This is a genomic window from Actinocorallia sp. A-T 12471 (genome assembly GCF_033875155.1).
Taxonomy (GTDB): domain Bacteria; phylum Actinomycetota; class Actinomycetes; order Streptosporangiales; family Streptosporangiaceae; genus Actinocorallia.
Genome location: NZ_JAWZTE010000001.1, coordinates 674,127 through 686,834, shown reverse-complemented (window position 1 = coordinate 686,834; position 12,708 = coordinate 674,127). Strand labels below are relative to the sequence as shown.

7 protein-coding genes are annotated in these 12,708 nt (G+C 73.7%); 5 read left to right on the top strand and 2 right to left on the bottom strand.

Features of this window, described 5'->3' with window-relative positions; genetic code table 11:
* Nucleotides 1-301 precede the first annotated feature (301 nt).
* The gene (locus R9X44_RS03215) at nt 302-1,738 is read left to right on the top strand and encodes a threonine/serine ThrE exporter family protein (RefSeq protein WP_319812417.1); all 1,437 of its coding nucleotides are present in this window, start codon (nt 302-304) and stop codon (nt 1,736-1,738) included.
* Here R9X44_RS03215 and R9X44_RS03210 read toward each other — a convergent pair.
* Nucleotides 1,731-3,206, bottom strand: coding sequence for a carboxylesterase/lipase family protein (locus tag R9X44_RS03210; protein ID WP_319812416.1), 1,476 nt, complete (start codon nt 3,204-3,206; stop codon nt 1,731-1,733). The two genes, R9X44_RS03215 and R9X44_RS03210, sit on opposite strands and share 8 nt — an antisense overlap.
* A 207-nt stretch (nt 3,207-3,413) precedes the next feature.
* On the opposite strand from R9X44_RS03210, the gene R9X44_RS03205 reads away from it, so the two are divergent.
* From R9X44_RS03205 to R9X44_RS03190, 4 genes are all read left to right on the top strand, one after another.
* Complete coding sequence (locus tag R9X44_RS03205) at nt 3,414-4,400, top strand: TY-Chap domain-containing protein (protein WP_319812415.1); 987 nt, start codon at nt 3,414-3,416, stop codon at nt 4,398-4,400.
* 154 nt (nt 4,401-4,554) lie between these two features.
* On the top strand, nt 4,555-6,054 hold the full coding sequence (locus tag R9X44_RS03200; RefSeq protein ID WP_319812414.1) for a TIGR02677 family protein: 1,500 nt from the start codon (nt 4,555-4,557) through the stop codon (nt 6,052-6,054).
* A complete protein-coding gene (locus R9X44_RS03195; protein ID WP_319812413.1) occupies nt 6,047-7,393 on the top strand; it encodes a DUF2398 family protein in 1,347 nt (448 codons plus the stop codon). Before R9X44_RS03200 ends, R9X44_RS03195 begins: the two co-directional genes overlap by 8 nt.
* The gene (locus R9X44_RS03190) at nt 7,390-11,580 is read left to right on the top strand and encodes an SbcC/MukB-like Walker B domain-containing protein (protein ID WP_319812412.1); all 4,191 of its coding nucleotides are present in this window, start codon (nt 7,390-7,392) and stop codon (nt 11,578-11,580) included. Before R9X44_RS03195 ends, R9X44_RS03190 begins: the two co-directional genes overlap by 4 nt.
* Nucleotides 11,581-12,051: 471 nt before the next feature.
* Here R9X44_RS03190 and R9X44_RS03185 read toward each other — a convergent pair whose 3' ends face one another.
* Nucleotides 12,052-12,621, bottom strand: coding sequence for a fasciclin domain-containing protein (locus tag R9X44_RS03185; RefSeq protein ID WP_319812411.1), 570 nt, complete (start codon nt 12,619-12,621; stop codon nt 12,052-12,054).
* Nucleotides 12,622-12,708 lie beyond the last annotated feature (87 nt).

Genomic DNA, 12,708 nt, shown 5'->3' with positions numbered 1-12,708 from the left:
TTCCGGGGCGGGCGGTCACGCTTTGAGACGGTTCGGCGACGGGCCAAAAGTGCGCACTGACCCGTCTTGCGGGAGGGGCCGGTGAGAACTCCGAAACCTCGCGGCTACCCGGGTGGGCCGACAAATCCGTCACCCATGGTGATCGCCGACGAACACCGTGAAAGCGAGCACAACGCTCGGTGAGCGCGTTCACACCCCGTGAAAGCGGCCACAGCGGCCGGAACATGTACCCGCGGTTGGGCTTCTCCCCGCCGGAACACGGCAAGGCTCCGGTCACCGCACACCGCACGGAGGCGTGACCATGCAGCTGGGAATCCTGCACCGCTACCGCGAGCGCAGCGAACGGGACAGGCAGCGCGAACGGGACTTCGCCGAGGACGAGCAGACCACCGCCGACAAGCTCCACGGCGGCGACTACGGCACCGCCGAGCTCCCGCCCGCGCGGACCGTGGACGAGCCGACCGCCACCCGGGCGCTGCGGGTCATGCTCAGGCTCGGGCGCGGCCTGTTCGTCGCGGGCGCCGAGACCGGCTCGATCCGCGACAACCTCGTCGCCATGGCCGCCGCGTGGGGCATGGACCACGTCCAGGTCGACATCGCCGGACGCAGCGTCCACGCCCAGTACGCGCCGCCCGGGGCAAGGCCCCTCACGATGTTCACCACACTGCCCGTGGACGACGGGTGGAACCTCGGCAACCTCACCCGGCTCTCCCAGCTCGCCGACCGGACGATCCGGGGCAGACTGTCCGTCCCCGAAGTCGAGTCCGAGCTTGACGACATCCTCGCGGGCAAGGGCGGAAGGCCGCTGTGGACGTCGCTGCTCGGCGGCTGCCTCGTCATGGCGATGCTCAGCCTCGTCATCGGCGGGACGCCCTGGGCGGCGATCCTCGCGATGGGCGCGTTCGTCGTCTGGGCGGTCCTCACCGCCACGCTCAGCAAGGCAGGGACGCCGTACTTCTTCGTCATGGCGATCGTCGCGGCGGTGCTCGGGCTGCTCGCCGTCGGGCTCGTCAGCGCGGGCCTCGCCGCGCCGCGCGAGGTGGCGAGCATGCTCGCGGCCAACCTCGCGATCCTGCTGCCCGTGCTCACCGTCGTGTCGGTCTCCCAGGACGCCGTCAACGGTTTCCGCTCCCTCGCCGCCGACCGTACGGTCTCCATCGCGATGACCACCGTCGCGATCTTCACCGCGCTGCTCGCCGTCGCGCTGCTCGCGCCGAGCCTCGCCGACGACTTCGCCAGCACCTCGGCGACCAAGCTCCCGCCCATCGCCGCGCTGCCGCTGTGGGCGTTCGCCGCGTTCGGCTGCTGCATGATGCTCAGCGCGCCGACCCGCGTCTTCGGGTTCGCGATCGCCGCGGCCATCACCGCCGGCCTCATCCAGACCGGGGCGGAACTCGGGCTCGGGATGCGCGCCGGATTCGCGACCTTCGCCGCCGCGGCCGTCCTCGGGCTCATCGCCTCGCTCGCCGCGCCGCTCACCAGGGTCCCGGCGCGGTCGATCCTGCTGCCCGCCATCGCCGGGTCGATCCTGCCGACCCCGCAGATCTACGCGACCTTCGTCGCCTACTCCCAGGGCAGGGCCGAGGCCGTCGGGCAGGCCGCCGCGCTGCTCGTCGTCACCGCCGCCATCGGGCTCGGCGGCGCGCTCGGCACGTTCACCGGCGGCGGCCTCAGCAGGTGGGCCGCCGCCCGCCGCATCGCACGCCGCCGCGCGGCGGCCGCCGAGGGCGTCAGGTAGCCGGGCCCCAGACGTGGTCGGCCCAGATGCCCGCCGAGCCCGCGCGCGGGTAAGGGGCCGTGCGCGAGCCGATGGCCAGCAGCCTTGTGGGGCCGTCCTCGCCGGTGAAGGGCTCCCAGCCGGGGTCGCCCCAGCGGACGAAGTCGATCCACCGCTGGCGCATCGCGTCGCCGAGCGCGATCGCCTCAGGGGACGGGGAGTCCGCGTACAGCTCGGTGCCGAGGCCACGGTCGAACACGCCGAAGACCAGGGGCAGGTCGCTGCAGTGCGGCGCGCCGAGCGCGCCGTGGTGGACGGGCACGGTGAAGTCGAGCTCGTACAGGTGCGTCTCACCGGCGTGCAGCCTCGCCAGCGTGTACGTCGGCATCCGGAAGAGCCAGTCGCTGTAGACCTCGCCGTAGATCTCCTCGGTTGTCGCGCCCGGGGAGTTCCGTTCGTAGGCGGCGGCGGTTCCGGGGGCTAGAGCGTGGATCAGCTCCTTCGTCTGCTTCTCGGTGATCTCTCCTAGTTCGCCCTGTCTTGCCAGGAAGAGACGGAACTCGTCGCGGGTGTGGCCGAGCAGGAGGGGAACCCTGCCGAGTGCGCCGCCCGCGAGGGCCGTCCAAGGGTCGACGGGCAGGTCCTCGCCGTCCACCACCGGGCCCAGGACCGGGCCGTAGAACGCGGGGCCCCAACGTTCGGCGTACTGACTGGCTCTCTTGGCGACGGCGTCGAGCGCGCGGACGAGGTCGTCCGGGTCGGCCCGAGAGAAGTCGGCGGCTGTGGGGGCGCGGCCCGCCTCGCGCGCGATCTCGCCCGTCACCCGTTCCGCGAGGTCCGGAGCGAAGCACGTGTTCGGCACGCTGCCCGCGATGATCCGGTGGAACAGCCCCTCGGCGGCCGGCATGACCGCCACGGCCATCGTGGTCCCCGCTCCCGCCGACTGGCCCCACAGGGTGATCTGGCCGGGATCGCCGCCGAAAGCCGAGATGTTCTCGTGGACCCACTCGAGCGCGCAGACGATGTCGAGGAGCGCGCGGTTGCCTACGGCCCCCTCCAGGCGGGCGAACCCCTCGACCCCCACCCGGTAGTTCATCGAGACCGTGACGCCGCCGCCGTCCCTGGCCAGGCGTGCGCAGTCGAAGGACGGGTCAGCGCTGGTCCCCGCGATGAAGCCGCCGCCGTAGATCCACACGAGGACGGGCAGCCGCGTCGCTCCCGGGTCGGGCGTCCAGACGTTGACCGTCAGGTACTCCTGCGCGGGGACGCCCTCGGGCGGCGGCGGCACTGACACGTCGGGCATCTGCGGGGGCGACGGGCTGAACCTCGTGCCGTCCAGGACGCCCTCCCAGGGGGCCGCGCGCTTGGGGGCCGCGTAACGCAGCTCCCCGACAGGCGGCTCGGCGTACGGGATGCCCAGGAACTCGCAGCAACCTTCCGTTCTTACGCCCCGCACCTTGCCCAGGGCTGTCTTCACCTCGACGTCCATGAGGGCTCCTCCCCCGCGCCTCCCCCGAAGCGCCCCTTATCCCCAGGACTTACCCTCAGTCACCGCCGAGGACGCCTCGCGTGACGTCACGTCTGTCCGGTTCCGGACGGAGGTCTGCCGCTCCGGCGCTGGTCAGCGCGTCAACCGGGGTGGATCACCCGTGGTGCGGCGTTGACAGCGCGGACGCCGGGTTCCGAAGGTCGTGGCATGGATGAGGACTGGGACGACTACGCGACGGTTCTCGGCGAGGTGCTGCGCGCGGCGCGTCCGGGCGCGGAGGTGGCCCTTCGGGTCCCCGGCGGAAGGCACCTGACGTTCCGGCGGAGCGTCCACCACGTGGCCGGACACCTGTCCGACGCGCACAGCACGTCGGCGCACTGGCGGCTCACCCCCGCCGACGGCGACGCACTCACCGCGCTCGGCTGGCGGCGCACCCCGCAGGGCTACGCGCTGGAACCCGAGGACCTGCACGAGCACTCCGAACGCGTCAGCCGGACCGCGGTCGCGACGCTGCGGCGGGTCCTGCGCGTCGGCGTCCCGGGTGAGGTCGTCGCGGGCGCGCACGGGGCCGTCACCGACGTGTCAGTGCTGCGCTTCCCGCTGCCGCCCGCCGCCGTCCTCGACACGTCAGGCTGGACCGCCCTACCCGACGGAAGCGCGCTCGACGAGTCCACGGGCGGCCGCACCACCCTCGAGACCGACCTGGAGCCCCCCGACGACCCCCACTGGCTCGACGACCTCGACGCCGCCCGCCGCGCCCTCGCCCGCGACCACGCCGCCACCGGCTGCCTGATCTCCGCCGACCCCGTCACCGTCGGCTCCATCACGGGCCTGGCCCAGCTCTACAAGACGATCCACCCGGCCCTGCCCGTCATCTCCTACGGCCTGTCCATCTGGTTCCTGCGCGCCACCCGGGCCGTCCACGTCCGCCACGTCATCCCCGCCCCGCCCCCGCCCGACCCCCGCACCTCGGCCACCACACCCCCACCCCCGCCCCACCCCTACGACCCCACCCTCACCACGGCCCTCCCCTACCTCCCCTCCGACGAAGACCCCTGGGACCCCCTCTACCCGACCCACCCCCTCACCCACGCCCGCACCTGGCTCCACACCCTCCCCCACCGCCTCAAACTCACCCACCCCTTCACCACCTCCCCCACCTACCACCCCACCCCCTCGCCTCAGCTCAGGTAGGGCGAGATATTCGGCGCGGTTCGCGCCGGAATTGCCGGGGTTTTTGCAGGTCTTGGGGGGTTTGGGCTGTGGATGAGTGGCGGGGGTTGTCGGTGGGCGGGGTGATACTTGGGGCGAGTTGAATGAGGGGGCGGGTTCGGTGCGGGCTTGGGGGATGGACGGGATCGCGGTCGGGGATCGGCTGGGGTTGCTGGCGTTCGCGCGCCGGGAAGACGCGCGGGCTTATCTGTGGGTGTTGCGGGCCATCGACCGGTTGCGGTCGGGGCACCGGGTGCAGGTGGGGGTGGAAGAAGTGGCGGGGGTGCTGCGGGAGTTCGCGGCGGTGCACGAGGAGGTGCCCGCGTTGGAGGGGGTGTTGCGGGACAGGCTCGACGTGCTGTGGGAGGACGGGCTGCTGCACCGGCACGACGACGTGTCGCGGGCGGGGTCGCTGGCGCGGTACCGGAACCGTCAGTCGGTGTACCAGTTCTCTGAGCTGGGGTACCGGGCCTACACGCTGGTGGAGGATCTGCTGGCGGCGCGGGTCAGGGACGTGAACCTGTCGCGGCTCGCGTTCTCCGAGGTGCTCGCCGATCTGCGGGCGCTCGCGCAGGCCAACCGGCTCGGCGAGGGGCGCAAGGTGCTCGCGCGGCTCAGTCGGCTTGATGAGGCGATGGAGGACATGGCGCGGAGGTCGGCTCGGTTTCATGTGACGCTCGGGGAGATCGTCAGCATGACCGAGGCGTCGCCGGAGGAGTTCCTGCGGTACAAGAACGCGCTGCTGGCGCACATGCGGGAGTTCATGGACGAGCTCGACCGGTATCTGCCGAGGTTGGAGCGGGCGGTGCGGGAGGTCGAGGAGACCGGCGTGGTCACCATGCTCACAAGGGCGGCCGACGCCGACGACCGGCCGCTGCTCGCGCCGGGCGAGCGCATGGCCGACTGGGAGCAGCGCTGGGCGGGTCTGCGCGGCTGGTTCGTGCCGGGTCCGGACGGCAGGTCGGGCGTCGCGGAGCTGCACGCCGCGACCCGCACGGCGGTCTCCGCGGTGATCGCGATGCTGTACCAGCTGAGCGAGGTCGGGCGCAGCGGCGTCGACCGCGCGTCCGAGCTGCGGCACCTCGCGGCGTGGCTCGCCCGCACCCCCGACGAGGACGCCGCGCACGCGCTCGCCACCGCGGCCTTCAACCTCACCTCGGCCCGCCATCTCGGCGCGGCCCACGAGGACGAGGAACGCATCGACCCCGGCTCGACGTGGTGGGACGCGCCGGGCGTCGAGGTGGCCCTCACGCCCTTCCGGACGGGCAGACAGGCGGGTCCGGGCGCACCACAGCCGGTCAAGGCGGACACCGGGGCGCGCGCCGAGCTGCGGCGGCGGCAGGCCGCGGAGTTCGCCGCCGAGCGCGGGGCGGCGCGCGGGCTCGCCGAGCGCGCGCCGGTCGGAAGACCGCTGGACGAGGACGAGACCAGGGTGCTGCTGCGGCTGCTCACCAAGGCCCTCGAGGCAAGGACCGTGATCTCCGGACGCCTTGAGTCGGCGTCGGGCTCCGACGACATCGTGGTCCTGCGGCTGCGCCCGGCCGAGCGCGGCGACGTCGTCAGGGTGCCGGGCGGCAGCCTGCACCTGCCGGGGTTCGCGCTCGAGGTCGAGACCCTGGAGCGGCCCCGTGTCTGAGCACCGTCACCGGGCCGCCCATGGCGTCGCGGACGCCGACCTCGGCGCGTACCAGACCGCCGTCCGGCTCGTCCTGACGCACGATCTCATCACCGCGCGGCACCCTCGGCCGGGGGTCCTGGAACGGGTCCTGCCGTGGGCGGATCTGCTCGCGCGCGACCTGCGCGAGCTGTGCGGCTACACGCTGACGGCCACGACCCGCCAGGTCAGGCTCGTCCGCCGCCTCGACGAGCTCGACCCCACCCGGGGCCGGGTGTTCGTCTCCCGCACGGGAAGGCCGTTCGACCGGAGGCGGCTCGCGTACCTGTGCCTGATCCTGTCCACGTTCCAGCGGTCCCGCGTCGAGGTGAGCCTGACCGACCTCGTGCGCGCCTTCACCCCGCTGGCCAACGCGACCGAGGGCTTGGGATACGACCCACTGGTATCCGCGCACAAGGCCGCCGTCGTGGACGCCGTCCGCTGGCTGCTGGACAGGGACGCGCTGACGGTCTCCGACGGCTCGGTCGACGCGTGGGCCGGCTCCGCCGACGGCGACGCGCTGTTCGACGTCGACCACGACATCTGCGCCTCCCTGCTGCGCCCGGCCCGCCCGCTCCAGCATCTGACGAACGTGGCCGGCCTGCTCGAGGACCCGCGCGGCCCCGCCGAGGCGCGGGCGCGGCGGCTGCTGCTGGAACGGCCCGTCGTCTACTTCGCCGACCTCGATCCGGAGACCGCGGCCGTCCTGCGTCGGGAGGATCTGGCGGAGAACCTGGCGCGGCTCACCGGCCTCGTGGTCGAGCGCCGGGCCGAGGGCGTCGCGCTGATCGACGGCTCAGGCCGGTTCACCGACCTCGCGTTCCCCGGGCGCGGCGCGGTCGCCAGGCTCGCCGGCCTGCTGCTCGGCGCGATCGCCGACGCGTTGGAAGGCAGGATGCTGACGCGCGTGGAAGGGCCGTCGGAGGGGGAACTCCAGGCAAGCCTGCGCGCGCGGGTGGACGCCGCCGTCCCGGAGGCCACCGTCGTGCCCGGCCTCGCCCAGGCCCCACCCGAGCCGCCGCCCGCGCCCGCGCCGCCGTCGCTGTTCCTCGTGGAGCGGCACAGGCTGGAGCAGATGGCCCAGGAGCTCTACGCCGAGTTCGGCGCGGCGTCCTTCACCGTCGCGTGGCAGGCCGATCCACTCGGTCTGCTCGACGCCTCCCTCGCCTTCCTCGCCGACCTGCGGCTGGTCCGGCACGTCCCCGGCGGCGTGCTGCTGCTTCCCGCGGCGGTCCGCTACCGCAACATCACCCAGGCGCTGCCTGCCGACGACGGCCAGCTCGGCCTGTTCGGCGGCGCCGACGCACAGGAGCAGCGATGACAAGGTTCCGTCCGTCCCGCGCCGGACTGATCAACATCTGGGACTACGTGGACGAGGAGTTCGTCTTCGCCGACGGCCGCCTCGTGCTGCGCGGGCACAACGGCTCGGGCAAGACCAAGGCCCTCGAGGTGCTGTTCCCGTTCGTGCTCGACGGCGTCACCGACGCGCGCAGGCTCGACCCGTTCAGCGGCGAGAACCGGACGATGAAGTCGAACCTCCTGTATCGCGGACAGGACTCCGAATACGGATTCGTCTGGATGGAGTTCACCGATCGGATGCCAGGCGACGACGTCGGCGACGCCAGGGTCGTCACGTTGATCGTCGCGTTGCGGGCGCACAAGGACAGGCCGAAGGTCGCGACGTCCTTCTTCGTCACCGACAGGCGGGTCGGCGTCGACTTCGGCCTGCTCAGCCACGACGCGCGGCCGCTCACCGAGAAGCACCTGCGCGAGGCGCTCGGCCCACGGTGCTGCTTCGCGACGGCCACCGAGTACCGCGACGCGATCGACGCCGCCCTGTTCGGCCTCGGCAGGCAGCGTTACACCCAGCTCATCGACCTTCTGCTCGCGCTGCGCCGCCCGCTGCTGGCCAAGGACCTCGACCCGGAGAAGGTCTCGGCGACGCTGACGGCCGGGCTCAGCCCCGTCGCGGAGGAGCTGGTGGACAGGGCGGCCCGCGACTTCGACAACCTCGCCGAGGTGCAGAGCCTCGTCGACGACCTCACGGCGGCCGATTCCGCCGTCGCGTCCTTCCTCGCCGTCTACGCGGCCTACCTGCGGGCGCACGCTGGCCACCAGGTGGAACGGGCCGCCGAGGCGTCGCGTCAGGCCGTCGCGCGGGCCGCCGAGCTGCGTGACGCGGCACGTGAGGCCGCGCGGGCGGGGAGCGCGGAGCAGGACGCAGTAGCCGAACGGGAGCAGGCGGCGCAACGGCACGCCGCGTTGGCGGCCGAGTTGTCGGTGCTGCAAGCCGACGAGGCGTACCGCAGCCGCGAAAATCTCAGGGAGCTGCGCGACAGGGCGGTCTCGGGCCGCAAGGACCTCGCCGACCGGCAGCGGATGCTCGCCACCCTTGAGCGCCGCCTGTCCGACCTGAACCGGGAGACCGAGGAGTTCGCCGGACGCCTCGGGCGGCGCGCGGCCGAGGCCGCCGAGACCGCCGAGGAGCAGGAGCGCGCGGCGCGCGCCGCCGGGATCGCGCACGACGCCGCAGATCTCGCGACGGTCAGGGCGGCCGTCGCGGTCCGCGAAGACGACCTGCGCGAGGTGGGCGAACGGCTGGAAGCCGCGGAGAAGGCCGACGCCGAAAGGACACGCCGCGAGGAGGCGCTCGCGCGGGCCGACGAAAGGCTCGCCGTTGAGCAGGAGAGGTGTACGGGCGCAGAAACCGCGGTCGAGACGGCCCGTGCCGAGGCGCGGGCCGCGCTCGGGGCCTGGGCCGAGCGGTGGAGCCGGGGCCCCGCGCCGCTCGTCACGCCCGACGACGCCGCGGCGCTCCGGCGTGCGGTGGACGAAGCCGCACTCCCCGAGGCCCCCGCCCTCGCCGCGCTGTTCGGCGAGCTGTCCGAGCCGCGCAGGGCGGCGATCGTCGAGGAGCAGGCGGAGGCCAAGGCCGCGCTGCGCACCCGCGCCGAAGAGCGGGAGCGGCTGGCCGCCGAACGCGCCCAGATCGCCGCCGAGACACAGGACGCACCAGCCCGGCATCCGGCGCGGGACGCCGGGCCCGTCGATCGTGCGGGCGGACCGCTGTGGCGGCTCGTCCGCTTCGCCGACCACGTCGACGGCGACGGCCCCGCCGCCGCGTCCCTGGAAGCCGCCCTGGAGGCCGCGGGCCTGCTCACGGCATGGGTGCCGGAAGACCCCGGGGCGATCCCCGGCCTGCTCGCCGAGGGCGGGAACGACGCCTACCTGCGTCCGCTGCCTCCCGGGCAGCGCCCCGACGGCCCCACGCTCGCCGACGTCCTCGTCCCCGAGGAGCCGGAGGGTCCCGGCGCGGCCGCCCTCAGGGCGGTGCTGGCGTCGATCGCGTTGGTCGACGCGATCTCCCCCGAGGTCGCCGCGCCCGCGATCGGCGCGGACGGCGGGTTCACCTACGGCGTCCAGATCGGGGTGTGCCGCAAGGACGCGCCGGAGTTCATCGGCCCCGCGCACCGGGCGGCCCGCAGGGCGCGCAGGCTCGCCGCCCACGACGCCCTGATCGCCGCGGCCGAGGCGGAGATCGCGAAGCTGGAAGACGTGCTCTCCGGGCTCGGCGAGCGGCTGGCGCGGCTGGCCGAGGCGCGCGGCGGCCTGCCTGCGCTGGGCGGCGTCCTCACCGCGCTGGGCGGGGCGGCCACGGCTTCGGCGCTGCTGGCGGCCGCGCGCACCACCCGCGCCGAGGCCGCGCTGGCGGCCGAACGCGCCACGGCCGAGGCGGCGTCGGCGCGGCGGCTGCTGCGCTCGGCCGCCGCCGAACGGAACCTCCCGACGGAGCCTGAGGGCCTGCGCCGGACGCGTCGCGCCGTCGCCGACTGTCTCGCCGCGGCAGAGCGCGTCGCCGCCGAGCGGGCGGAGATCGCCGCGGAGGAGACCAGGCTCGGGGAGCGGCGGGAGATGGCCGAGGGCCTCGCCGAGGAGGTCGCGGAGAACGCGGGGCTGCTCGCCGAACGGGCCGAGGCACAGGCCGAGCTCGAAGACCGGCTCACCGCCCTGGAGACCACGCTCGACGCGCCGCTCAAACAGATCCTCGCCAAGGTCGAGGCGGCCGAGAGAGCGCTCGCCGAGGAGGCGCGGCGCAAGGCGGCGGCCGAAGAGCTGGCCCGCAAGGAACACGACCTGAGGATCGCGGCGGAGTCGGCGTGCGGGCAGCTCAGGGCCGCGCTCGTGGGCGCGGTGGCGACGCTGCTCGAGGTGGCGCAGGCTGTCGCGCCGTTCACCGAGCCCGAGGTGCGGCCGGTCCTCGGGATCGCGGGCGGCCCCGGCCTGTGGCCGCACCCGGCGCGCTGGCCGGACGCCGGGCAGGCCGCCGAGGAGATGGCGGGGCTGCTTGCCGAGCGGGAGCCCGAGGAGGTCGTCGCGGATCTTCTGCCGGACGAGGCGGGGACGCTGCTGCGCGCGTTGGCGGAGGTCACGCGGGGGGCGGCGAGCGGGGTCGAGGCGCGCCGCCGCGCCGGACGCGAGCTCACCGAGGCGCTCCAGCGCTTCGACGGGGTGCTGGGCGGCAGCGGCCAGGGCTACCGGCTCGAGTGGGAGGCGCATGAGGCGTTCGTCTCCGTCCGCGTCCACGACGGCGACGGCCGTCATCCCGTCGGCGCGTTCGCCGCGCGCGTCCGGGAACGGGCCGAGGAGCAGCGCCTGCTGCTGGAAGACCGCGAGCGCAGGGTGCTGGAAGACGAACTGCTCGGGGAGCTCGCACAGCAGATCTACGAGCGGGTGTTCGCCGCCCGCGACCTCGTGGAGGGCATGGACGCCGACACAAGGTCGCGGCCGATGTCGAACGGCACGACGGTCGGCATCCGCTGGGTGCCGTCGGCGAAGCTCACCGACGCCGAGCGCGCGGTGTCGGCGCTGCTGAACGCGTCGGGGCTGGGGCGGGAGCAGCTCGCGGAGCTGCGCGACGGGCTGCGCGGGATGCTGCACGAGTACCGGGCCGCCCACCCGCGCGCCACCTCCAAGGAGGCGCTGGCGGCGGTGCTCGACTACCGGTCGTGGCGGTCGTTCGAGCTGCGGCTGAAGGTGCCCGGCCAGGACGAGGTGAAGCTGACGCGCCGCCAGCACTCGCTCATGTCGGGCGGAGAGAAGTCCGCAGCCATCCACCTGCCTCTGTTCGCCGCAGCCAACGCCCTGTACGGCTCGGCCAAGCCGGACTGCCCACGGATGATCGCCCTTGACGAGGCGTTCGCCGGCATCGACGACAGGTACAAGCCCGACCTTCTCGGCCTCACCGTCAAGTACGACCTCGACGTGTTCATGACGGGCCACGACCTGTGGATCCGCTACGCCACGGTCCCGGCCGCCGCCCACTACGACATGCACTCCGACAAGGTCTCCCACACCGTCTCGGCGATGCTCATCCTGTGGGACGGCGCCGAGCTCCTCGACTCCGGCGCGTCCTTCACCGGCAACGACGCCCTCGCCACCGCCCTCCTCGGCTTCACCCCCACCCGCCGCACCCCCACCCTCAAGGGCCTCCTCCAACCCACCCCCTAACCCGCCAGCCCCCACAACCGAAGACCCCGCGCTCGGGGCTCGCGCCACCGGCGACCCGCACGCGCTCAACCACGGCGGGCTGCTGTCCGCGCCTGCTCTCGGCGCGCTCGCCCCGCGCTCGCGGCGCGCGCCACCGACGACCCGGCGCGCGCTCAACCACGGCGGACCGCTGCCCGCGCTCGTCCTGCGCTCGGGGACCGCCGCGTCCGCGTCCGCGCGGGAAAGGCGCGACCTGTGCGAGTCCTCCGGCGTGGGCCGCCCCGCTCTACGGCCCCGAGACCGCGACCCCTTGGGAAGGCGACCTTAGGGACGTGACGCGGGACAAGAAGGCCGCACTGTGCGAGGAGGGCGTTTTCGAGCTACTGGTGGGGGATCTGCGCGCGGCGTGAGGGCCGGGGGTGGGGGCGCGGGTGAGGGCAGGGGGTGGGGGCGCGGCCCAGGGGGGGGTGGGCCGCGCGGGGTGGGGGTGGGTTAGGGGTTGGGGACCAGGACTGAGTCGATGACGTAGACGGTGGCGTTGGCCGTCGGGACGTCGCCGCAGGTGACCTTGGAGCCGTTGACGGTGTAGTTGTAGTCGCTGCCGTCGGTGGTGACCTTGCCGCCGTCGAGGGTGGTGAGGGTGGCGTTCTGGAGGTCGTCGGGGGTCTTCTCGCCCTCCACGACGTGGTACTTGAGCACCTTGGCCAGGGCGTCCTTGTCGGCGAGGAGCTTGTCGAGCTGCTCCTTCGGGATGGCGGCGAACGCGTCGTTCGTCGGGGCGAAGACGGTGAGCGCCTGGGCGTTGTTGAGCGTGTCGGTGAGCCCCGCCGTCTGGACCGCCGAGGTGAGCGTCGACAGGAACGGGAGGTTCGACGCCGCCGTCGCGACCGGCTGGTTCGCGATCTCGCCGAGGCTGCCCGCGCCGCTCTGCGGCACCGCCGAGCACGCGTCGCCGAACGGTTCGGCCGCGAGCGCCGCCGACGCCGTCGGGGCGCTCACCGCGGTGAGGCCGAGTCCCAGTACGAGTGCCGCGCCCGCGCCGATCGTCTGCCGCATCTTCATGACATCCCCCTTTGTCGCGAATATCCCTTTTCCTGGGTATTCGCCACCGGTCGCCGACGGGACGCCCCGCGCGCCGGTCCTTGCCCG